19 protein-coding genes are annotated in these 22,142 nt (G+C 53.4%); 10 read left to right on the top strand and 9 right to left on the bottom strand.

Annotated elements, in window-relative coordinates; genetic code table 11:
* Positions 1 to 33: 33 nt before the first annotated feature.
* Positions 34 to 1,551, bottom strand: coding sequence for an L-carnitine/gamma-butyrobetaine antiporter (gene caiT / locus OGV38_RS22400; protein WP_109017192.1), 1,518 nt, complete (start codon positions 1,549 to 1,551; stop codon positions 34 to 36).
* Positions 1,552 to 2,032: 481 nt separating this feature from the next.
* Here caiT and OGV38_RS22405 point away from each other — a divergent pair, with 481 nt between their 5' ends.
* The 9 genes from OGV38_RS22405 to folA all read left to right on the top strand — a co-directional run bounded on the left by OGV38_RS22405 (position 2,033) and on the right by folA (position 10,324).
* Positions 2,033 to 2,803, top strand: coding sequence for an electron transfer flavoprotein FixA (locus OGV38_RS22405; RefSeq protein WP_109017194.1), 771 nt, complete (start codon positions 2,033 to 2,035; stop codon positions 2,801 to 2,803).
* A 15-nt stretch (positions 2,804 to 2,818) separates the two neighbouring features.
* Positions 2,819 to 3,760, top strand: coding sequence for an electron transfer flavoprotein subunit alpha/FixB family protein (locus OGV38_RS22410; RefSeq protein ID WP_047498330.1), 942 nt, complete (start codon positions 2,819 to 2,821; stop codon positions 3,758 to 3,760).
* 49 nt (positions 3,761 to 3,809) lie between these two features.
* Positions 3,810 to 5,096 carry an FAD-dependent oxidoreductase gene (locus OGV38_RS22415; RefSeq protein ID WP_109017195.1) on the top strand — a complete coding sequence of 429 codons (1,287 nt, stop codon included), beginning with the start codon at positions 3,810 to 3,812 and terminating at the stop codon, positions 5,094 to 5,096.
* Positions 5,093 to 5,380, top strand: coding sequence for a ferredoxin-like protein FixX (gene fixX / locus OGV38_RS22420; protein WP_000203736.1), 288 nt, complete (start codon positions 5,093 to 5,095; stop codon positions 5,378 to 5,380). Before OGV38_RS22415 ends, fixX begins: the two co-directional genes overlap by 4 nt.
* 109 nt (positions 5,381 to 5,489) lie before the next feature.
* Entirely contained in the window at positions 5,490 to 6,833 is a 1,344-nt protein-coding gene (locus tag OGV38_RS22425; RefSeq protein WP_104651540.1) for an MFS transporter, read from the top strand.
* Between the two features lie 90 nt (positions 6,834 to 6,923).
* The gene (locus tag OGV38_RS22430) at positions 6,924 to 7,157 is read left to right on the top strand and encodes a YgdI/YgdR family lipoprotein (protein WP_003018880.1); all 234 of its coding nucleotides are present in this window, start codon (positions 6,924 to 6,926) and stop codon (positions 7,155 to 7,157) included.
* Between the two features lie 103 nt (positions 7,158 to 7,260).
* Positions 7,261 to 7,791, top strand: coding sequence for a glutathione-regulated potassium-efflux system oxidoreductase KefF (kefF, locus tag OGV38_RS22435; protein WP_016151660.1), 531 nt, complete (start codon positions 7,261 to 7,263; stop codon positions 7,789 to 7,791).
* Positions 7,784 to 9,646, top strand: coding sequence for a glutathione-regulated potassium-efflux system protein KefC (kefC, locus tag OGV38_RS22440; RefSeq protein ID WP_019078354.1), 1,863 nt, complete (start codon positions 7,784 to 7,786; stop codon positions 9,644 to 9,646). The genes kefF and kefC overlap by 8 nt, the downstream gene beginning before the upstream one ends.
* A gap of 198 nt (positions 9,647 to 9,844) precedes the next feature.
* Positions 9,845 to 10,324: a type 3 dihydrofolate reductase gene (gene folA, locus OGV38_RS22445; RefSeq protein ID WP_016151662.1), complete on the top strand. Its 480-nt coding sequence runs from the start codon at positions 9,845 to 9,847 to the stop codon at positions 10,322 to 10,324.
* Between the two features lie 94 nt (positions 10,325 to 10,418).
* Here the strand turns inward: folA and apaH are convergent, their stop codons facing one another.
* The 6 genes from apaH to lptD are packed head-to-tail and all read right to left on the bottom strand — an operon-like array spanning position 10,419 to position 17,164.
* Positions 10,419 to 11,267: a bis(5'-nucleosyl)-tetraphosphatase (symmetrical) ApaH gene (gene apaH, locus OGV38_RS22450; RefSeq protein WP_103283470.1), complete on the bottom strand. Its 849-nt coding sequence runs from the start codon at positions 11,265 to 11,267 to the stop codon at positions 10,419 to 10,421.
* Positions 11,268 to 11,277: 10 nt separating this feature from the next.
* Positions 11,278 to 11,655 (bottom strand): Co2+/Mg2+ efflux facilitator ApaG/CorD, encoded by a 378-nt coding sequence (apaG, locus tag OGV38_RS22455; RefSeq protein WP_003018867.1) that lies wholly within the window; start codon positions 11,653 to 11,655, stop codon positions 11,278 to 11,280.
* Between the two features lie 2 nt (positions 11,656 to 11,657).
* On the bottom strand, positions 11,658 to 12,479 hold the full coding sequence (gene rsmA, locus OGV38_RS22460; RefSeq protein WP_003018865.1) for a 16S rRNA (adenine(1518)-N(6)/adenine(1519)-N(6))-dimethyltransferase RsmA: 822 nt from the start codon (positions 12,477 to 12,479) through the stop codon (positions 11,658 to 11,660).
* Entirely contained in the window at positions 12,472 to 13,464 is a 993-nt protein-coding gene (pdxA, locus tag OGV38_RS22465) for a 4-hydroxythreonine-4-phosphate dehydrogenase PdxA (protein WP_049269142.1), read from the bottom strand. The genes rsmA and pdxA overlap by 8 nt, the downstream gene beginning before the upstream one ends.
* The gene (gene surA, locus OGV38_RS22470; protein ID WP_016155672.1) at positions 13,464 to 14,750 is read right to left on the bottom strand and encodes a peptidylprolyl isomerase SurA; all 1,287 of its coding nucleotides are present in this window, start codon (positions 14,748 to 14,750) and stop codon (positions 13,464 to 13,466) included. The genes pdxA and surA overlap by 1 nt, the downstream gene beginning before the upstream one ends.
* Positions 14,751 to 14,803: 53 nt before the next feature.
* Positions 14,804 to 17,164 (bottom strand): LPS assembly protein LptD, encoded by a 2,361-nt coding sequence (gene lptD, locus OGV38_RS22475; RefSeq protein ID WP_269519335.1) that lies wholly within the window; start codon positions 17,162 to 17,164, stop codon positions 14,804 to 14,806.
* Between the two features lie 343 nt (positions 17,165 to 17,507).
* On the opposite strand from lptD, the gene djlA reads away from it, so the two are divergent.
* Positions 17,508 to 18,323 (top strand): co-chaperone DjlA, encoded by an 816-nt coding sequence (gene djlA, locus OGV38_RS22480; protein WP_005124510.1) that lies wholly within the window; start codon positions 17,508 to 17,510, stop codon positions 18,321 to 18,323.
* A gap of 94 nt (positions 18,324 to 18,417) precedes the next feature.
* Here the strand turns inward: djlA and rluA are convergent, their stop codons facing one another.
* Both rluA and rapA read right to left on the bottom strand, forming a co-directional pair.
* Entirely contained in the window at positions 18,418 to 19,077 is a 660-nt protein-coding gene (gene rluA / locus OGV38_RS22485) for a bifunctional tRNA pseudouridine(32) synthase/23S rRNA pseudouridine(746) synthase RluA (RefSeq protein ID WP_094168672.1), read from the bottom strand.
* A gap of 11 nt (positions 19,078 to 19,088) precedes the next feature.
* Positions 19,089 to 21,995 (bottom strand): RNA polymerase-associated protein RapA, encoded by a 2,907-nt coding sequence (gene rapA / locus OGV38_RS22490; RefSeq protein WP_047498352.1) that lies wholly within the window; start codon positions 21,993 to 21,995, stop codon positions 19,089 to 19,091.
* Positions 21,996 to 22,142 lie beyond the last annotated feature (147 nt).

A 22,142-nucleotide genomic window follows, 5' to 3' on the forward strand; every position in this document is an offset into this window, starting at 1 on the left:
TTTCAGCCTCTTGATCAATTGGGTTAATTAGAATTACTTGTCTTTCCAGTGCACTTTGGCGTCTTTAATAAAGGACAGCGTCACCATGATGTTGACGAAGAACAGCGGACATCCTCCGGCGATAATCGCGGTCTGAATCGGCTTCAGACCACCCAGCGCCAGCAGAACGATACCGATGATGCCGACCAGAACGGACCAGCCGATACGCACTAACAGCGGCGGTTCTTCACCATCGCGGACTTCACGACAGGTGGACATCGCCAGGGTGTAAGAGCAGGCGTTAATCAGCGTCACGGTGGCAATAAAGCAGAGGATGAAGAAGCCCCACATGGTGGCAGTGCTGAGCGGTAAAGCAGCCCAGGTTTCGATAATGGCGCGCGCCACGCCGTGTTGTTCAATCAGCTGCGGGATGTTGAGAATGTTTTTATCCATCAGCAGTAGCGTGTTACTGCCAAGGACTGTCCACAGGATCCAGGTCGACGCAGTCAGGCCCAGCACCATCCCGAAGCACAGTTCACGGACGGTACGACCACGAGAAATACGGGCCAGGAAGATACTCATCTGGATGGCGTAAATGACCCACCACGCCCAGTAGAAGACGGTCCAGCCCTGTGGGAAGCCGCCTTTACCGATGGCATCGGTATAGAACAGCATGCGCGGCAGATACATCAACAGCATGCCGACGGAGTCGGTGAAGTAGTTCATGATGAAGCTGGCGCCGCTGACGATAAACACCCAGCCCAGCATCAGGAAGCTCAGATAGCTACGCACGTCGCTGGCGATCTTGACCCCTTTTTGCAGGCCGCAGGCCACGCAAATGGCGTTCAATATGATCCAGCAGGTAATGATGATTGCGTCGAGTTGCAGCGTATGCGGAATACCGAACAGATACTGCATGCACTCGGTTACCAGCGGAGTGGCCAGACCGAGGCTGGTACCCATCGCGAAGATCAGCGCCACCAGATAGAAGTTATCGACGATGGTGCCGAACAGCCCTTTCGCATGCTTCTCGCCCACTAACGGTACCAGCGTGGAGCTGGGACGGATGACGTCCATCTTGCGCACAAAGAAGAAGTAGGCGAAAGCCACAGAAAGGAAACTGTAGGTTGCCCACGGCAACGGTCCCCAGTGGAACAGGCTGTACGCCAGGCCCAGCTCTTTCGCAGCCGTAGAGTTAGGCGCGAGAGCAAACGGCGGGGTGGAGATGTAGTAGTAGATCTCGATGGAACCCCAGAACAGCACCGCAGCGGATGTACAGGAAGCGAACATCATAAAAATCCAGCTGGCGGTACTAAACTCTGGTTTTTCGTCGCCTAATTTCTTTTTGGCATACGGGCCAAAGACCAACCAGAACCAGCCGAAGAGCATGACGACCATATACCATTCAAATGCCCAGCCCCAGACATTGGTGACATAACTGAATACCGCATTAATAACGACGTTAGCGGCATCGAGATCTCTTACAGTTAGCCAACAAAGTATCCCAACTATTATTAATGGCGGAAAAAAAACCTTCGGTTCAATTCCCGATTTTCTCTTTTCATTTTTCATAAGTGAATTCCAGTGTGAAAACGAAACTTATTTAGCGTGCCCGTGCATGATCGTTTGTTTATTTATTATTAATGATTTGTTGATAACTTTTTAACCTCTGGGAGCGCCTCAGTGAGTAACCCATAATGAGTATTCATATCGGGTGGTTCTGTTATCTTCGTCACACTTTTTTATGCTGAGTAATTCGCTCAAAAATTTGATATTTTTTGTTTATAATCAATTGGTTGGCTGTGGTTTTTTAACTTTTTTAAGTGACTGGCGTTCAATATTGTTGAACCCGCAGACAATATTGAAAATTTTCATATTTGACGTGATTCTTTCAATATTGGTGAGGTGCATAACACTATTGAAAGTTACGAATTTCAATGTGTGACATTTTCAATATTGGTGATTAATGTTTTATTTCCGAATTAAAGAGCGTGATATCTGTATTTAACACTGCCGATATAAATACGTTTCCTTCATGATTTCTGGAGATGCAATGAAGATAATTACTTGCTACAAATGCGTACCTGATGAACAGGATATTGCGATTAATAATGCTGACGGTTCACTCGATTTCAGCAAAGCGGATGGCAAAATAAGCCAGTATGATCTGAATGCGATCGAAGCGGCTTGTCAGTTGAAACAACAGTCAGGAGAGGCCCAGGTTGTGGCCATGAGCGTCGGCGGCAAAGCGCTGACCAATGCAAAAGGGCGAAAAGATGTGCTTTCACGTGGCCCAGATGAACTGATTGTTGTTATTGACGATCAATTTGAGCAGGCGCTGCCGCAACAAACTGCCAGCGCGCTGGCTGCCGCCGCGCAAAAAGCAGGTTTCGATCTGCTTATTTGCGGTGACGGTTCTTCCGATCTTTATGCTCAGCAGGTTGGTCTGCTGGTGGGCGAAGCGCTGAACGTTCCGGCGATTAACGGCGTGAGTAAAATCCTCTCTCTTACCGACAGCACTCTGACGGTAGAGCGTGAACTGGAAGATGAAGTCGAAACTCTGAGCATTCCGCTTCCGGCGGTGATCGCGGTCTCAACGGACATCAACACCCCACAAATCCCTTCCATGAAAGCCATTCTTGGCGCGGCGAAAAAACCGGTTCAGGTCTGGTCGCCGGCAGACATTGGCCTGAACAGCGCGCAGGCATATTCCGAACAACACGTTGCTGCACCGAAGCAGCGCGAGCGTCAGCGCGTTGTAATTGAAGGTGACGGTGAAGAACAGATTGCCGCGTTTGTCGAGAATCTTCGCAAAATCATTTAATTATCAGGGGATGTTATGAACAAATTTTCCAGTATCTGGGTATTCAGCGATACCCCTTCTCGTCTGCCGGAACTGATGAATGGTGCGCAGGCTTTAGGTGAAAAAGTTAACACGTTTGTGCTGAGTGAAGCGGACTGCGCGACGGCATGCCATTTAGGCGCAGATGATGTCTGGTTACTCAGCGGTAAACCAGAAGACCGTATGGTCGAAGACTACGCTGATGTGATGGCCGAAACTATTCGTCAGCACAGCGAGGGCGGGGCGGTGCTGCTGCCAAATACGCGTCGCGGCAAGCTGTTAGCGGCAAAACTGGGTTTTCGCTTGTCGGCAGCGGTCTCAAATGACGCCAGTGCAGTCGCCGTGCAGGACGGAAAAGCGGCGGTAAAACATATGGTCTACGGCGGCCTGGCGATGGGGGCAGAAACAATCGCTTCGCCGTTCGCCGTGATAACGCTAAGCAGTGGAACGTTTGACGCGCAGCAACCGGATACCGCCCGCAGCGGCGAGGTGCACACCGTATCATGGCAGGCTCCGGCTGTAGCCGTTACTCGTACGGCAACTCAGGCACGTCAGAGCAACAGCGTCGACCTCGACAAAGCCCGTCTGGTGGTCAGCGTGGGACGCGGGATCGGCAGCAAAGAAAATATCTCGCTGGCGGAGGCGCTGTGCCAGACGATTGGTGCCGAGCTGGCGTGCTCCCGTCCGGTGGCGGAAAACGAGAAGTGGATGGAGCACGAACGCTACGTCGGCATCTCCAACCTGATGCTCAAGCCGGAACTGTATCTGGCCGTGGGGATCTCCGGGCAGATCCAACATATGGTCGGCGCCAACGGCGCGCAGACGATTTTCGCCATCAACAAAGATAAAAATGCGCCGATCTTCCAGTATGCGGATTTTGGCATCGTTGGCGATGCGCTGAAGATCCTGCCTGCGCTGACGGCTGCTTTAGCGCGTTAAACCATTTCGGGCAGGATGCGAAGGTGTCCTGCCGCTGACAGGAGTACGTATGTCCGAAGATATCTTTGATGCCATCATCGTGGGTGCAGGTCTGGCGGGTTCGGTTGCGGCGCTGGTGCTGGCTCGGGAGGGCGCACAGGTGCTGGTTATCGAGCGCGGCAATTCTGCTGGCGCGAAGAATGTCACCGGTGGGCGCATGTATGCGCATAGCCTGGAGAACATCATTCCCGGCTTTGCTGAGCAGGCCCCCATTGAACGCATCATCACCCACGAAAAACTCGCCTTTATGACCGACAAAGGGGCGATGACCATCGACTATTGCAACGGCGAAGACGCCAAATCGTCGCAGGTTTCTTACTCTGTCTTACGCAGTAAATTTGACGCCTGGCTGATGGAACAGGCCGAAGGGGCGGGCGCTCAGCTCATCACCGGTATCCGCGTGGATAACGTTGTGCAGCGCGAGGGCAAAGTCGTGGGCGTGGAAGCCGATGGCGATATTCTGGAAGCCAAAGTGGTGATCCTTGCCGACGGAGTGAATTCTCTGTTGGCTGAAAAGTTGGGTATGGCAAAGCGCGTCGAGGCATCGCATGTTGCCGTCGGCGTAAAAGAGCTGATCGAGTTGCCGAAATCGGTAATTGAAGATCGTTTCCAGTTACAAGGGAACGAAGGGGCTGCCTGTCTGTTTGCCGGATCGCCCACCGATGGGTTGATGGGTGGTGGCTTTCTCTATACGAATGAAACGACCCTTTCTCTGGGACTGGTCTGCGGCCTTCATCATCTGAAAGATGCGAAAAAATCGGTTCCGCAAATGCTGGAAGATTTCAAACAGCATCCGGCGGTTGCCCCGCTGATCGCCGGTGGCAAGCTGGTGGAATATGCCGCGCACGTCGTACCGGAAGCCGGTATCAACATGCAGCCAGAACTGGTGGGGGACGGCGTATTGATTGCTGGTGACGCAGCCGGAATGTGTATGAACCTCGGCTTTACCATTCGCGGTATGGATCTCGCCATATCCGCAGGTGAAGCGGCGGCGAAAACGGTACTTTCCGCAATGAAGCGCGACGATTTTAGCAAGCAGTCGCTGGAGGAATACCGTCAGCATCTGGACGAAGGCCCGATGCGCGATATGCGCATGTATCAGAAACTACCCGCTTTTCTTGATAACCCACGCATGTTTACCGCTTATCCGGAAATGGCGGTCAGTATTGCGCGCGACCTGTTCACCGTGGATGGTTCGGCACCGGTGCCAATGCGTAAAAAAATCCTGCGCCATGCGAAGAAAGTGGGCTTCATCAACCTGATGAAAGATGGCCTGAAAGGAGTGACCGTATTATGACATCTCCCGTCAACGTGGACGTCAAACTGGGCGTCAATAAGTTCAATGTGGATGAAGACAGTCCACATATCATTCTCAAAACCGATCCTGATAAACAGGCGCTGGAGGTGCTGATTAAGGCCTGTCCGGCTGGCCTGTATAAAAAGCAGGATGACGGTAGCGTACGTTTTGATTATGCCGGATGCCTGGAATGCGGAACGTGCCGCATTCTCGGGCTGGATACAGCGCTGGAAAAATGGGAATACCCGCGTGGGACGTTTGGCGTGGAGTTCCGCTACGGCTAAACCTGGTGCCGGATGGCGGCTTCGCCTTATCCGGCCTACAGGAACAATGCGTAGGCCTGATAAGCGTAACGTCATCAGGCATTAAGTTAAAATAAAACAGGACATAACCATGCAGCAGCCCAGGAACTTTGATGACATCAAATTCACCTCTATTCACCGCCGGATAATGCTGTGGGGAAGCGGTGGGCCGTTTCTGGATGGTTATGTGCTGGTGATGATTGGCGTGGCACTGGAACAGCTCACGCCAGCATTGAAACTGGATGCGCAGTGGATTGGTCTGCTGGGCGCCGGTACGCTCGCGGGGCTGTTTGTGGGGACGTCGCTGTTTGGCTACATTTCCGACAAGGTCGGGCGGCGCAAAATGTTCATTATCGATATTATCGCCATTGGTGTGATATCGGCGGCAACCATGTTTGTCTCCTCGCCCGTTGAGTTGTTGGTAATGCGCGTGCTGATCGGCATTGTGATTGGTGCCGACTACCCGATCGCCACCTCGATGATCACCGAGTTCTCCAATACCCGCCAGCGCGCTTTCTCCATCGGTTTTATCGCCGCTATGTGGTATGTCGGCGCCACCTGTGCCGATCTGGTCGGCTACTGGTTGTATGATGTTGAGGGCGGATGGCGCTGGATGTTGGGCAGCGCGGTGATCCCCTGCATTTTGATCCTGATTGGGCGTTTCGATCTTCCTGAATCGCCGCGCTGGCTGCTGCGTAAAGGTCGGGTGAAAGAGTGTGAGGAGATGATGATCAAACTGTTCGGCGAACCGGTGGTGTTTGACGAAGAAGCGCCGCAGGAGACGCGCTTTCTTCAGCTATTTAATCGCCGTCATTTCCCGTTTGTACTGTTTGTCGCCGCTATCTGGACTTGTCAGGTGATCCCGATGTTTGCCATTTATACCTTTGGTCCGCAGATTGTGGGGCTACTGGGGCTTGGTGCCGGGAAAAACGCCGCGTTGGGAAATGTGGTAATCAGCTTGTGCTTTATGTTGGGGTGCATTCCTCCCATGTTCTGGCTCAATAGCGCGGGCCGACGGCCGCTGTTAATTGGCAGCTTCATTATGATGACGCTGGCGCTGGCCGTGCTGGGGTTAATCCCTGATATGGGCGCGTGGCTGGTGGTGCTGGCGTTTGCCGTATACGCGTTTTTCTCCGGGGGACCCGGAAACCTGCAATGGCTATACCCTAACGAACTGTTTCCCACCGATATTCGTGCGTCTGCCGTCGGGGTGATTATGTCCTTAAGCCGTATCGGCACCATTGTTTCAACCTGGGCGCTGCCGGTGTTCATCACCAAATACGGGATCAGTAATGTCATGCTGATGGGGGCGGGCATTTCGCTGATTGGCCTGCTCGTGTCCATCGCTTTCGCCCCGGAAACGCGAGGTCTGACGCTGGCGCAAACCAGCCAAATGACGATCCGCAGTAAACCCGTGACCAGGGCGGGTTATTAGGAGTGTTCTGTATTTTCCCTGCAACTCAGTCAGTTAGCCTACAGTTAACGGGTATATCACTGAAAACGACTGAAAAGCAGGGAGAACACCATGCAAAAACATATTCTGATCACCTCTATTTTTACCGCAGCAGCACTGTTCACCGTAGCCGGTTGCTCCTCGAACCAGGCAGTTAAAACTACCGATGGCAAAACAATCGTGACCGACGGCAAACCGCAAGTCGATGATGATACAGGCCTGGTGTCGTACAAAAATGCGCAAACGGGTAAGACGGAACAAATTAACCGCGATCAGGTTAAAGATATGAGCGAACTGGATAACTAGTTCAGTTTTCTCCATTCAACCACTCAATAATATTGACTGTTAGCCTGCGGATTAACTGACTAAACTCACTGTTATTACAATAATGCAGTGAAACAGGCTAATCATGATCCTCATCATTTATGCGCATCCCTATCCGCAGCACTCGCATGCGAATAAGCGGATGCTTGAACAGGCAAGGATGCTGGAGGGCGTGGAGATCCGCTCGCTCTACCAGCTCTACCCCGACTTCAATATCGATATTGCCGCTGAACAGGATGCGCTGGCGCGCGCTGATTTGATTATCTGGCAGCATCCTATGCAATGGTATAGCACACCTCCCTTACTCAAGCTGTGGATGGATAAGGTCCTTTCGCACGGTTGGGCATATGGCCACGGCGGGACTGCGCTCCACGGTAAACATCTGCTGTGGGCAGTGACGACCGGCGGCGGCGAAAACCACTTTGATATTGGCTCCCATCCCGGATTTGATGTGCTTTCCCAGCCCTTACAGGCAACAGCGCTCTACTGTGGTCTCAAATGGCTGCCGCCGTTTGCGATGCACTGTACGTTTATCTGTGATGATGAAACTCTGCAGGCGCAGGCGCGTCATTACAAACAGCGTCTGTTGGAGTGGCAGGAGGTTCATCATGGATAACCATACGCTAATACAGGCGCTGATTTATCTCGGATCGGCGGCGCTGATTGTCCCCATTGCCGTGCGACTGGGGCTAGGATCAGTGCTGGGGTATCTCATCGCAGGGTGCATTATTGGACCATGGGGTCTGAGGATGGTGACTGACGCTGAATCAATCCTGCATTTTGCGGAGATCGGCGTGGTGCTGATGCTGTTTGTCATCGGTCTGGAGCTGGATCCACAACGTTTGTGGAAACTGCGGGCCTCGGTGTTCGGTGGTGGTGCGCTGCAGATGGTGGTATGCGGCGGTCTGATTGGTTTGTTCTGTATGTTCCTCGGCCTGCGCTGGCAGGTAGCGGAACTGATCGGCATGACGCTGGCGCTTTCCTCCACGGCTATTGCTATGCAGGCGATGAATGAGCGGAACCTGATGGTTTCGCAAATGGGACGCAGCGCGTTTGCTGTGCTGTTGTTCCAGGATATCGCCGCTATTCCTCTGGTGGCGATGATCCCATTACTTGCGGCGAGTGGCGCATCGACAACGCTTGGGGCGTTTGCGCTCTCCGCCCTTAAAGTGGCGAGCGCCCTGGTGCTGGTGGTGTTGCTGGGGCGTTATGTGACGCGTCCGGCCTTGCGTTTTGTCGCTCGTTCTGGCCTGCGGGAAGTATTCAGTGCCGTTGCGCTGTTCCTCGTTTTTGGCTTCGGTCTGCTGTTGGAAGAGGTTGGACTGTCGATGGCGATGGGGGCGTTCCTGGCTGGCGTGCTGCTGGCAAGCTCTGAGTATCGTCACGCGCTGGAAAGCGATATCGAGCCATTTAAAGGGCTGCTGCTGGGACTGTTTTTCATCGGCGTCGGGATGTCTATCGACTTTGGTACGCTGATTGATAATCCCTTGCGCATTATCATTCTGTTGGTCGGTTTCCTGGTTATCAAAACCGTCATGCTGTGGCTGATAGCGAAACCCTTACAGGTGCCGAACAAGCAGCGCAGATGGTTTGCCGTGTTATTAGGGCAGGGCAGTGAGTTTGCCTTCGTGGTGTTTGGCGCGGCGCAAATGGCAAACGTGCTTGATCCTGATTGGGCGAAATCTCTGACGCTGGCGGTGGCGCTGTCGATGGCGGCGACGCCGATTTTACTGGTAATTCTGACGCGTCTGGAAAAATCGGCGACCGGTGAAGAGCGGGAAGCAGATGAAATCGACGAGGAACAACCTCGGGTGATCATCGCCGGGTTTGGGCGATTTGGTCAGATAACCGGTCGTCTGTTGTTGTCGAGCGGGGTCAAAATGGTGGTTCTTGATCATGACCCGGACCATATCGAAACGCTGCGTAAATTCGGCATGAAGGTTTTCTATGGCGATGCGACGCGGATGGATCTGCTGGAGTCTGCCGGGGCGGCTAAAGCTGAAGTTATTATTAACGCCATTGACGATCCGCAAACCAGCCTGCAACTGACCGAAATGGTGAAACAGTATTTCCCGCATCTGCAAATTATTGCCCGTGCGCGCGACGTGGATCATTACATCCGCCTGCGCCAGGCTGGCGTGGAGATGCCGGAACGTGAAACCTTTGAGGGCGCGCTGAAGACCGGACGTCTGGCACTGGAAGGTCTTGGGCTTGGACGCTATGAAGCGCGTGAGCGGGCCGATGTATTCCGCCGCTTCAACATGCTGATGGTTGAGGAGATGGTGAAAGGAGAAAATGACGCAACGTCCCGCGCGGCGGTATATAAACGCACCAGCGAAATGCTGAGTGAAATTATTGCGGAAGATCGTCAGCACTTATCATTAATTCAACGCCATGGCTGGCAAGGCACGGATGAAGGTAAGCATACGGGCGACGTCGCCGATGAGCCGGAAGTGAAACCGTCAGCATAGGGTAAAAAATGTGATGTTCTGCAAACTTTACTGCTAATTGGCTGTTTTTGAACTACTGTAATGCTGGCGTACCACCTTAAATAGGTCGGTTCGCCAGCAGAACGGAAAATTTTCATGCTCATCCTCTTTCCGCCAGTCGACGAAAGATTGCGCTTTCCGTATAGTGGCGACAATTTTTTTGTATCCGGGAAACATTCAATGATCAGTCTGATTGCGGCGTTAGCGGTAGATCGCGTCATCGGTATGGAAAATGCCATGCCATGGAACCTACCTGCCGATCTCGCCTGGTTTAAACGTAATACCTTAAACAAGCCGGTTGTCATGGGACGCCACACGTGGGAATCCATCGGGCGACCGTTGCCAGGGCGTAAAAATATCGTCATCAGCAGCAAGCCTGGCACCGACGATCGCGTGCAGTGGGTGAAGTCTGTTGAGGAAGCGATCGCGGCCTGTGGCGATGAACCTGAAATTATGGTTATTGGCGGTGGACGTGTGTATGAGCAGTTCCTGCCGAAAGCGCAGAAACTGTATCTGACACACATTGATGCGGAAGTTGAAGGGGATACGCATTTCCCGGACTACGAACCGGATGACTGGGAATCAGTGTTCAGTGAATTCCACGATGCTGACGCGCAAAACTCCCACAGCTACTGCTTCGAGATTTTGGAACGTCGTTAATGTGGATGCCTGATGGCGTTGCGCTAATCAGGCCTACAGATTGTACATTCGTCTGCCGGATTAGGTGTAAGCACCGCCCTCCGGCAGACGGCTATCAGGCGTTGACGGCCTCGCCGGGATCCAGATTCAGATGGCGATTTGATGGCTGTACAAAGTACTGTTTGTCTTCCCAGCGCAGACAGGTGAGATTCCCGCCCCAGCAACACCCCGTATCTAACGCGTAAATACCTTCTGGCGTGCCTTTGCCCTCCAGCGATGCCCAGTGCCCGAATGCAATGCTATAGGCTTCACTGACCGGTCCAGGAATGGCAAACCACGGCTTCAGCGGGGCAGGCGCATCTTCTGGCGACTCTTTGCTGTACATGTCCAACTGACCATTGGGGAAGCAGTAACGCATGCGGGTAAACGCGTTGGTAATAAAACGCAGGCGCGCCAGCCCCGTCAGTTCCGGGGTCCAGTTATTTGGCATGTCGCCGTACATGGCGTCAAGAAAGAATGGATAAGAGTCGCTCGACAGCACGGCTTCAACATCGCGAGCACAGTCCTTCGCCGTCTGCAGATCCCACTGTGGGGTAATCCCTGCATGCGCCATGACCAGTTTCTTCTCTTCATCAACCTGCAACAGCGGCTGGCGACGTAGCCAGTTAAGCAGCGTGTCAGCATCCGGTGCTTCAAGCAGCGGCGTGAGCCGGTCTTTCGGTTTATTACGGCTGATGCCAGCAAACACGGCCAGCAGGTGTAAATCGTGATTACCGAGGACTAACCGCACGCTGTCGCCCAGCGATTTAACGTAGCGCAAAACGTCTAACGACCCTGGCCCACGCGCGACCAGATCGCCGGTGAGCCATAAGGTGTCTTGTTCTGGATTAAAGTCAACCTGGTGCAGCAAGGCTACCAGTTCATCGTAACAACCGTGAACGTCGCCAATGAGGTATGTTGCCATAGCTATTGTTTTAATGAATAAGTGTAGGAACGGCGAGTCGGAACACGGGAATGTCGATGGTAAAGGCGATCCCTTGCTCATCGATCATTTCGTAATGACCCTGCATGGTGCCCAGCGGTGTTTCAATCACCGCACCGCTGGTGTACTGGTACTCTTCGCCAGGTTCGATGTGGGGCTGAACGCCAACCACGCCTTCGCCCTGAACTTCGGTTTCACGGCCATGACCATTGGTGATCAACCAATAACGCCCCAACAGCTGCACAGGCGCTCGCCCCAAATTGCGGATAGTCACGGTATAAGCAAAAACGTAACGTTCATCATCAGGTGAGGATTGCGCCTCAATGTAGACGCTTTGTACCTGAATGCACACTCGGGGCGAATTGATCATGTTTAACTCTCCTTCGATGGCGCGTTTTCTGACAGATAGTTAGCCATCCGGCAGTATTGCGCGACAGAGATATTTTCCGCTCGCATCGCCGGATCAACGCCCAGCTCTGTCAGTACTTCAACGCTAAACAGGTTGCCGAGACTATTACGTACCGTTTTGCGACGCTGATTAAACGCTTCAGTGGTAATACGGCTCAGCACACGAACATCTTTAACGGGGTACGGCATTGTCGCGTGAGGGACCAGACGCACCACGGCGGAATCGACTTTAGGCGCAGGCGTAAATGCGGATGGCGGCACTTCAAGTACCGGGATCACATTGCAGTAATACTGCGCCATGACGCTTAATCGACCATACGCTTTACTGTTTGGCCCTGCAACCAGACGGTTGACCACCTCTTTTTGCAACATGAAATGCATGTCGGCGATGGCATCAGTATAGGAAAAAAGATGGAACATGAGCGGCGTGGAGATGTTATACGGCAGGTTGCCGAATACGCGCAGCGGCTGACCCATCGTTTGTGCGAGTTCGCCGAAGTTCATGGTCATGGCATCTTGCTGATAAATCGTCAGCTTCGGCCCTAAAAACGGGTGTGTTTGCAGGCGGGCGGCGAGATCGCGGTCCAGCTCAATGACCGTGAGCTTGTCCAGGCGTTCGCCTACAGGTTCGGTCAACGCTGCCAGGCCCGGGCCGATTTCGACCATAGCCTGACCTTTCTGCGGGTTGATAGCAGAGACAATACTTTCGATCACAAACTGATCGTTGAGGAAGTTTTGCCCGAAACGTTTACGGGCTAAGTGGCCCTGATGGACTCGATTATTCATTGGTATTAACAATCATTTTGATGGCGAGATTAAGCGCCGTAATAAAACTGCCGACATCTGCTTGCCCACGACCCGCAAGTTCAAGCGCGGTGCCGTGATCGACGGATGTGCGAATAAAGGGCAGGCCCAGCGTGATATTCACACCGCGACCAAATCCCTGGTATTTTAGCACGGGGAGACCCTGATCGTGGTACATTGCCAGCACGGCATCCGCGTGGTCGAGATATTTGGGCTGAAACAGCGTATCTGCGGGCAGCGGGCCGTTTAATTTCATCCCCTGCGCACGCAGTTCATCAAGGACCGGAATGAGGGTGTCTATCTCTTCCGTTCCCATATGACCACCTTCACCGGCATGCGGGTTAAGACCGCACACCAGAATATGCGGATCGGTAATGCCAAACTTGGTGCGCAAATCATGATGCAAAATACCGATCACTTCTTTAAGCAGAGCAGGCGTAATGGCGTCGGCAACGGCTCTGAGCGGCAAATGAGTGGTTGCCAGGGCAACGCGCAGCGCTTCAGTCGCCAGCATCATGACGACTTTCTTCGCCTGTGAGCGCTCTTCAAAAAACTCGGTATGTCCGGTAAACGGGACGCCTGCGTCATTGATTACGCCTTTGTGCACCGGACCGGTAATCAGCGCCGCAAACTCACCTTGCAGACAACCATCGCAGGCGCGAGCCAGCGTATCCACCACATATTGTCCGTTCTCTACCGCCAACTGACCCGCGATAACAGGCGCCCGCAGCGCAATCGGCAACAGCGTCAACGTACCTGCTGATTGCGGTCTGGCTGGGGTATCTGGAGAGTATGGGAGGAGTGAAAGCGGTAAACCGAGCATTGCTGCCCGGTCACTGAGGAGTGCGGCATCCGCACAGACAACGAGTTCTACAGGCCACTCACGTTGGGCGAGCTGAACCACCAGGTCCGGGCCAATCCCGGCGGGTTCGCCGGGAGTGATCACAACGCGTTGAATACGAGTCATTAGTTGCTCAGAACTTTAACGTAGGCGCTGGCGCGCTGTTCCTGCATCCAGGTTGCCGCTTCTTCCGAGAATTTACGGTTCATCAGCATACGATAAGCTCTGTCTTTCTGCGCCGCGTCAGTTTTATCAACGTTACGCGTGTCCAGCAGCTCGATCAGATGCCACCCGAAAGAGGAGTGCACCGGGGTACTCATCTGGCCTTTGTGAAGTTTGGTCAGCGCATCGCGGAAAGCGGGATCGAAAATATCCGCTGCAGCCCAGCCCAGATCGCCGCCCTGGTTGGCAGAACCCGGATCCTGAGAAAATTCTTTAGCCGCTGCCGCGAAGGTTGTTTTACCGCTCTTAATATCAGCTGCGATTTGTTCCAGCTTCAGACGCGCCTGTTGATCGGTCATGATCGGCGATGGCTTGAGCAGAATATGGCGGGCATGAACTTCAGTCACGGAGATGCTCTGGCTTTGACCACGCATATCGTTAACTTTCAGGATGTGGAAGCCGACACCAGAACGAATTGGGCCGATGATATCGCCTTTTTTCGCGGTGCTTAGCGCCTGGGCAAAGATGCCCGGCAGCTCCTGAATACGTCCCCAACCCATCTGGCCGCCTTTCAGCGCCTGCTGGTCAGCGGAATAGGTGATAGCCAGTTTGCCGAAATCGCTACCGTTACGCGCTTCATCAACAACAGAGCGCGCCTGACTTTCAGCCGCGTTAACCTGGTCAGAAGTTGGGTTTTCCGGTAATGGGATCAGAATGTGGCTCAGGTTCAGCTCGGTGCTGGCATCGTTTTGGTTGCCGACCTGCTGCGCCAGGGCATCCACTTCCTGAGGCAGGATAGTAACGCGACGGCGAACTTCGTTGTTCCGCACTTCAGAGATGGTCATCTCTTTGCGGATCTGGCTACGATAGGTCGAATAGCTTAAGCCATCCTGTGCCAGACGGCTGCGCATCTGATCCAGCGTCATGTTGTTTTGCTTGGCGATGTTGGCAATTGCCTGATCCAGTTGCTCGTCAGAGATTTTAACACCCATCTTCTGACCCATCTGCAGGAGGATTTGATCCATGATCAAACGTTCCAGGATCTGATGACGCAGCGTGGCGTCGTCCGGTAATTGTTGACCAGCCTGACCCGCATTAAGTTTTACTGACTGCATTAAGCCATCGACGTCGCTTTCCAGAACGACGCCGTTATTGACGACGGCTGCGACTTTATCGACTACCTGCGGGGCAGCGAAACTGGTATTCGCGATCATGGCGATACCGAGAAGCAGCGTTTTCCAGTTCTTCATACTTTTTCCATTTCAATTAACCGCAAAGCGGATTACGTTGTAAATCAATCAGATCATAAAGAGCTTTGATACGGCAAAATGTTAGAACGTAACATTTGGTTGGTGCCGAGACCGTAGTTGGAACTCAGGCCGCGTAGTTCGATATTAAAGCCGATCGTGTTGTCATAAACTGCATGTTTCTGAGTGTCATCCCAGCCGTTCAGCTTACGTTCGTAGCCGAAGCGAATGGCGTAACAGCAGGAGTTGTACTGCAGACCCAGCATGGAATCCGCTTCTTTGTTCACGTTGGTATTAAAGTAGTAAGCCCCGACAATCGACCAGCGGTCGGCGATCGGGAAGCTTGCTACCGCGCCCACCTGTGAAATCCCGTTTTTATACTGCTCTGCTGTAGAGTAGTAAGACGGCAGGGTTGCCTGGATATATTCAGAGCTGGCATAACGGTAGTTCAGCTGCAGCATACGGTTTTCGTCGCGGCGGTATTCGATACTGCTACTGCTGGTTGCAACGCTGTCCAGACGCGTGTCGTACTGGATCCCACTGCGTAAGCCCCAGCGATCGGAGATGCGCCAGTAGGTGTCGCCAGCCCATACCAGTGAGCCCGTTTTGTCGTCATTCTCCCATTTAATGTTGTCATCGCCAGTGCGAGACTCGGTGAAATAGTAGATTTGACCCACAGAAATATTAAAACGTTCAACGGCCGCGTCATCATAAACGCGAGATGTGACCCCGGTCGTTACCTGGTTGGCAGATGCGATGCGGTCCAGACCGCCATAGGTACGATCGCGGAACAGGCCGCTGTAGTCAGATTGCAGCAGGGACGAGTCATAGTTATAGATATGACTTTGGTCGCGATACGGTACATACAGGTACTGAGCACGGGGCTCCAGCGTTTGGGTATAGCCCGGCGCTAACATGTTCATGTCGCGCTCGAAGATCATCTTGCCGTCAACTTTAAACTGCGGCATGACGCGGTTGGCGGAATCATCGAGCTTGTTAACGTTACTCGGGTTGTTGTTGTACCAATCCAGGTTAGTTTGCTGATAGTGCGTTGCCAGCAGTTTCGCTTCGGTATTGATACTTCCCCAGTTATTCGACAATGGCAGGTTGATGGTCGGTTCGAGGTGAACACGCGTCGCTTCTGGCATGTTGTCGTTGGAATTAACGAAATGGACCGCCTGCCCATAAATCCGGGTGTCAAACGGGCCCACGTCATTCTGGTAGTAGTTGACGTCTAACTGCGGCTGAGCGGAATAGCTACTGTTGTTCTGATCGTCAAAGACCTGGAACTGCTTGGTCGAAACTGTCGCATCAAAGTTTTGTACCGCATAGCCGACGCTGAATTTTTGCGTGGCGTAGCCGTCAGTACTGGAACCGTATTTATTATCAAAATCGTTAAAGTAGCTGGAATCGCTGACCTTGGTGTAGTCGACGTTAAAACGCCACACCTGATCCATTACACCGGCGTGCTGCCAGTAGAACAGCCAGCGGCGGGAATTGTCATCCTTCGGGTGTTCATCCTCGTACACTTTATCGGAATTCAGATAGTCGAACTCCATCAGACCTGCGCCCGCCTGGGTGAGGTAGCGGAATTCGTTCTCCCACATGATACCGCCACGACGATGTATATAATGCGGCGTGATGGTGGCGTCCATATTGGGCGCAATGTTCCAATAATACGGGAGATAGAACTCAAAATAGTTATTGGTAGAGTATTTTGCGTTCGGGATCAGGAAACCAGAGCGACGCTTATCGCCGACGGGTAACTGTAAATAAGGACTGTAAAAGACCGGAACCGGACCCAGTTTAAAACGGGCGTTCCAGATCTCTGCGACCTGTTCTTCACGGTCGTGAATGACTTCGCTACCGACGACGCTCCAGGTATTGGAACCTGGCAGACAGGAGGTGAAGCTACCGTTTTCCAGAATGGTATAGCGGTTTTCCCCACGCTGCTTCATCAGATCGGCTTTTCCGCGCCCCTGACGACCTACCATCTGATAATCACCTTCCCAGATGTTGGTATCTTTGGTATTCAGATTAGACCAGCCCTTCGGCCCCTTCAGAATAACCTGATTGTCATCATAATGGACATTGCCCAGCGCATCGACGGTACGAACTGGCTCCGGCTGGCCTTCTGCCTGCTTCTGATGAAGCTGCACTTCGTCGGCCTGCAGGCGGCTGTTACCCTGTGCGATGTCCACATTGCCGGTAAACACCGCGTCATCCGGGTAATTCCCTTTCGCGTTGTCAGCAGTGATGGTGACGGGTAATTCATTAGTCTCGCCCTGTACCAGAGGACGGTCATAGCTTGGCACGCCCAGCATACACTGTGAGGCGAGATCGGCTGCCAGACCCTGATGGCTATAGAGGGCGCTGGCAATCATGGTGGCCAGAAGAGTGGGAATACGTTTTTTCATACGTTGTATTTATTGTTCCATCATCAGTAGCGTCGCGCGTGACAAACGGTCACAGCCTAACTTATCTCATCTTCACTTCGCTAGTATTAATCCTGCCCATTTTATCCCGCCACCTTTCAAGCTGCATCTTCGTTCCAGACGAATTGGTCACTGCGTTGCCGCCTTGTTGCAACTCGAAATCCAACGGGTATAGCGTTTGTGGTGTTAGGCACGGCATAGAATGACAGGTATGATAATGCAAATTATAGGCGATGTCCCACAATTGACCGCAGCCGTAAATCGGTAAAAGCACCTTATATTGTGGGACATATCCTGGCTGAGAGCAGAAAGATTTGGGGAGTCTATGCAGTATTGGGGAAAGATAATTGGTGTCGCCGTGGCCTTAATGATGGGCGGCGGCTTCTGGGGTGTGGTTCTGGGCCTGTTAGTTGGCCACATGTTCGACAAAGCCCGCATGCGCAAAATGGCGTGGTTTGCCAACCAGCGTGAACGCCAGGCGCTGTTTTTTGCCACCACTTTTGAGGTGATGGGGCATCTGACCAAATCCAAAGGTCGCGTCACGGAAGCCGATATCCATATCGCCAGTCAATTGATGGATCGAATGAATTTGCACGGCGATTCGCGTACCGCTGCGCAACATGCCTTCCGGGTGGGAAAATCGGACAATTACCCATTACGTGAAAAAATGCGTCAGTTTCGCAGCGTCTGTTTTGGTCGCTTCGATCTGATCCGCATGTTTCTGGAGATTCAGATCCAGGCAGCTTTTGCCGATGGGTCGTTGCATCCGAACGAGCGTGAAGTGCTGTATGTGATTGCTGAAGAGTTGGGGATCTCACGTACCCAATTTGATCAGTTTCTGCGCATGATGCAGGGCGGCGCCCAGTTTGGCGGCGGATATCAGCAGCAGTCCGGCGGCGGTGGCTGGCAGCAGGCGCAACGCGGTCCGACGCTGGAAGACGCCTGCAATGTGCTGGGTGTGAAAGCGACCGATGATGCGACCACCATTAAGCGCGCATACCGTAAGCTGATGAGCGAGCACCATCCGGACAAACTGGTGGCGAAAGGCCTGCCGCCAGAAATGATGGAAATGGCGAAGCAAAAAGCACAGGAAATTCAAAAAGCTTACGAGCTAATTAAAGAACAGAAAGGTTTTAAATAATCGTTATGCCGGATGGCAGCTAGCGCCTTATCCGGCCTACGTTAATGAATGTAGGCCGGGCAAGCGAAGCACCCGGCCTAAATGGGGCCTGCGTTTAAAAATCTGCCGGAACTTTAAACGTCATACTGTTGCCGTATTCGGGATGCGTGATAGTTAACATCTCTGCGTGCAGCAGCAGGCGCGGCGCTAACGCCAGGACCTGTGGCGGGGCGTAGAAGCGGTCGCCCAGAATCGGATGCCCTAATGCCAGCATATGCACACGCAACTGGTGGGAGCGTCCGGTAATGGGTTTGAGCACGACCCGGGCGGTGTTATCTTCCGCAAACTCCACCACTTCATACTCGGTCTGCGCCGATTTTCCGGTCTCATAACACACTTTCTGCTTTGGCCGATTCGGCCAGTCGCAAATCAGCGGTAAATCAACCAGCCCCTCGGCCGGAGCGGGATGTCCCCAGACGCGTGCGACATACTGTTTCTTCGGCTCGCGTTCGCGAAACTGGCGCTTTAGCTCGCGCTCTGCCGCTTTAGTTAGCGCCACTACAATCACGCCGCTGGTTGCCATATCCAGACGATGTACGGATTCAGCCTGCGGGTAATCGCGCTGAATACGCGTCATCACGCTGTCTTTGTGTTCATCCAGACGACCCGGCACGGACAACAAGCCGCTCGGCTTGTTGACCACCATAATGTGCTCATCCTGATACAGGATAACCAGCCAGGGTTCCTGCGGCGGATTATAGTTTTCCATCCCCATGTCAGGCTCCGTTACTGATGCGTCACGACGATCAGGCGCAGGGCATCCAGACGCCATCCCGCCTGATCCAGGCTTTCCATCACCAGCTGACGATTGCTTTCAATGGCGCTGAGTTCGTCATCACGGATGTTCGGGTTAACGGCACGCAGCGCTTCCAGACGGGAGAGTTCAGCCGTCAGCTTCTCGTCCGCTTCTTTGCGCGCCGCGTCGATCAGCGCGCGGGCCGATTTTTCTACCTGCGCTTCACCGAGTTGCAGAATGGCATGCACATCCTGCTGTACGGCGTTGACCAGTTTACTGCCGGTGTGGCGGTTAACGGCGCTGAGCTGACGGTTAAAGGTTTCGAATTCAACCTGCGCGGCAAGGTTGTTGCCGTTTTTGTCCAGCAGCATGCGTACCGGGGTTGGCGGCAGGAAGCGGTTTAACTGCAGCTGTTTTGGCGCTTGCGCTTCAACGACGTAGACCAGTTCAACCAGCAGAGTACCGACTGGTAATGCTTTGTTTTTCAGCAAAGAAATGGTGCTGCTTCCTGTGTCGCCGGAGAGGATCAGATCCAGACCATTACGGATCAGCGGATGCTCCCAGGTAATAAACTGCGCGTCTTCACGCGACAGGGCAACATCACGCTCAAACGTAATGGTACAGCCATCTTCCGGCAGCCCAGGGAAATCCGGCACCAGCATATGATCGGACGGTGTCAGCACGATCAAATTGTCGCCACGGTCATCCTGATTAATACCAACGATATCAAACAGGTTCATGGCGAAGGCGATCAGGCTGGTATCGTCGTCCTGTTCTTCAATACTCTCAGCCAGCGCCAGCGCTTTTTCGCCGCCGTTAGAGTGAATCTCCAGCAGGCGATCGCGACCTTGCTCCAGCTGCGCTTTCAGCGCGTCATGCTGTTCGCGACAGGTTTTGATCAGATCGTCAAAGCCATCGGTGTTTTCTGGCTCAGCCAGGTAGCCGATTAGATTGTTATATACCGTGTCATAGATGGTACGTCCGGTCGGGCAAGTGTGTTCGAACGCATCCAGACCTTCGTGGTACCAACGCACCAGCACGGATTGCGCGGTTTTTTCCAGGTATGGAACGTGGATCTGGATATCATGCACCTGACCAATACGGTCCAGACGGCCAATACGCTGTTCCAGCAGGTCCGGATTGAAAGGCAGATCAAACATCACCAGATGGCTGGCGAACTGGAAGTTACGCCCTTCGGAGCCGATTTCAGAGCACAGCATCACCTGGGCACCGCTATCTTCTTCGCTAAACCAGGCCGCAGCGCGGTCACGTTCAATGATCGACATCCCTTCATGGAACACGGCGGCGCGGATACCTTCGCGCTCGCGCAGAACCTGCTCCAGTTGAAGCGCAGTGGTGGCTTTCGCACAGATGACCAGAACTTTTTGCGAGCGGTGGCTGGTCAGGTAGCCCATCAGCCATTCCACGCGCGGGTCAAAGTTCCACCAGGTGCCGGTGTCGCCTTCGAATTCCTGATAAATCTGCTCCGGGTAGAGCATGTCGCGCGCGCGGTCTTCCGCACTCTTACGCGCGCCCATAATGCCGGAGACTTTAATGGCCGTCTGGTATTGGGTTGGCAACGGCAATTTGATGGTATGCAGCTCGCGTTTAGGGAAGCCTTTCACACCGTTACGGGTATTTCGGAACAGCACGCGGCTGGTGCCGTGGCGGTCCATCAGCATCGAAACCAGCTCCTGACGCGCGCTCTGGGCGTCTTCGCTGTCGCTGTTTGCCGCCTGCAATAACGGCTCAATGTCCTGTTCGCCAATCATGTCACCTAACATGTTCAGCTCATTGTTACTCAGCTTGTTGCCAGCCAGTAACATGGCGACGGCGTCGGCGACCGGACGGTAATTTTTCTGTTCTTCAACAAACTGGGCGAAATCGTGGAAGCGGCTTGGATCCAGTAGGCGCAGGCGCGCAAAGTGGCTTTCCAGGCCCAGCTGTTCCGGCGTTGCGGTCAGCAGCAGGATGCCAGGTACGCGCTCTGCCAGCTGTTCAACGGCCATATATTCACGGCTGGGCGCGTCTTCGCTCCACACCAGGTGATGGGCTTCATCGACAATCAGCAGATCCCACTCGGCATCACACAGGTGCTCCAGACGCTGTTTACTGCGACGGGCAAAGTCCAGCGAACAGATAACCAACTGTTCGGTTTCAAACGGGTTGTAGGCATCGTGCTGCGCTTCTGCATAACGCTCATCATCAAACAGCGCAAAGCGCAGGTTGAAACGACGCAGCATTTCGACCAGCCACTGGTGCTGTAACGTCTCCGGGACGATGATCAGCACGCGCTCCGCGGCGCCTGACAGCAGCTGTTGATGCAGGATCATCCCAGCTTCAATGGTTTTACCTAAACCCACTTCGTCTGCCAGCAGCACGCGAGGGGCATGACGACGGCCGACATCATGGGCAATGTTGAGCTGGTGGGGGATCAAGCTGGTACGTTGGCCACGCAAGCCACTCCACGGCATACGGTACTGCTCGCTCTGAAATTTACGTGCGCGATAGCGCAGCGCAAAGCGGTCCATACGGTCAATCTGGCCGGCAAACAGGCGATCCTGGGGTTTACTGAAAACCAGTTTGCTGTCGAGCAGCACTTCACGCAGCGTTACACCGGTTTCTTCGGTATCAAGGCGGGTTCCGATATAGGCAAGCAGGCCGTTTTCTTCTTTTACTTCATCGACATGCAGTTGCCAGCCTTCATGGCTCGTGATCGTGTCGCCAGGGTTGAACATCACGCGGGTCACGGGGGAATCACTGCGCGCATACAGACGGTTTTCACCCGTCGATGAGAAAAGTAAAGTGACGGTTCGCGCATCCATGGCGACAACAGTACCAAGTCCCAATTCGCTTTCTGTATCGCTGATCCAGCGTTGACCAAGTGTAAAAGGCATATATGTTCGGCTCTATATCTTTAATTGCAGGCAATACTCGTCATTTTCCGGGCTAGTCCCCGTTATTGAGAGCATATGACCCCGCTACCAGGCTAATAAATCAGTGGTAGGGGTGTTAAATGGGTCCAGGAATGGAAAGGGCGCTAT

Source organism: Citrobacter sp. Cb080, assembly GCF_030334745.1.
GTDB classification, from domain to species: domain Bacteria; phylum Pseudomonadota; class Gammaproteobacteria; order Enterobacterales; family Enterobacteriaceae; genus Citrobacter; species Citrobacter braakii.

Bases quoted from the DNA above. Each gene is read 5' to 3' on its own strand.
- caiT (WP_109017192.1), bottom strand. From the start codon at position 1,551: ATGAAAAATGAAAAGAGAAAATCGGGAATTGAACCGAAGGTTTTTTTT.
- OGV38_RS22405 (WP_109017194.1), top strand. From the start codon at position 2,033: ATGAAGATAATTACTTGCTACAAATGCGTACCTGATGAACAGGATATT.
- OGV38_RS22410 (WP_047498330.1), top strand. From the start codon at position 2,819: ATGAACAAATTTTCCAGTATCTGGGTATTCAGCGATACCCCTTCTCGT.
- OGV38_RS22415 (WP_109017195.1), top strand. From the start codon at position 3,810: ATGTCCGAAGATATCTTTGATGCCATCATCGTGGGTGCAGGTCTGGCG.
- fixX (WP_000203736.1), top strand. From the start codon at position 5,093: ATGACATCTCCCGTCAACGTGGACGTCAAACTGGGCGTCAATAAGTTC.
- OGV38_RS22425 (WP_104651540.1), top strand. From the start codon at position 5,490: ATGCAGCAGCCCAGGAACTTTGATGACATCAAATTCACCTCTATTCAC.
- OGV38_RS22430 (WP_003018880.1), top strand. From the start codon at position 6,924: ATGCAAAAACATATTCTGATCACCTCTATTTTTACCGCAGCAGCACTG.
- kefF (WP_016151660.1), top strand. From the start codon at position 7,261: ATGATCCTCATCATTTATGCGCATCCCTATCCGCAGCACTCGCATGCG.
- kefC (WP_019078354.1), top strand. From the start codon at position 7,784: ATGGATAACCATACGCTAATACAGGCGCTGATTTATCTCGGATCGGCG.
- folA (WP_016151662.1), top strand. From the start codon at position 9,845: ATGATCAGTCTGATTGCGGCGTTAGCGGTAGATCGCGTCATCGGTATG.
- apaH (WP_103283470.1), bottom strand. From the start codon at position 11,267: ATGGCAACATACCTCATTGGCGACGTTCACGGTTGTTACGATGAACTG.
- apaG (WP_003018867.1), bottom strand. From the start codon at position 11,655: ATGATCAATTCGCCCCGAGTGTGCATTCAGGTACAAAGCGTCTACATT.
- rsmA (WP_003018865.1), bottom strand. From the start codon at position 12,479: ATGAATAATCGAGTCCATCAGGGCCACTTAGCCCGTAAACGTTTCGGG.
- pdxA (WP_049269142.1), bottom strand. From the start codon at position 13,464: ATGACTCGTATTCAACGCGTTGTGATCACTCCCGGCGAACCCGCCGGG.
- surA (WP_016155672.1), bottom strand. From the start codon at position 14,750: ATGAAGAACTGGAAAACGCTGCTTCTCGGTATCGCCATGATCGCGAAT.
- lptD (WP_269519335.1), bottom strand. From the start codon at position 17,164: ATGAAAAAACGTATTCCCACTCTTCTGGCCACCATGATTGCCAGCGCC.
- djlA (WP_005124510.1), top strand. From the start codon at position 17,508: ATGCAGTATTGGGGAAAGATAATTGGTGTCGCCGTGGCCTTAATGATG.
- rluA (WP_094168672.1), bottom strand. From the start codon at position 19,077: ATGGGGATGGAAAACTATAATCCGCCGCAGGAACCCTGGCTGGTTATC.
- rapA (WP_047498352.1), bottom strand. From the start codon at position 21,995: ATGCCTTTTACACTTGGTCAACGCTGGATCAGCGATACAGAAAGCGAA.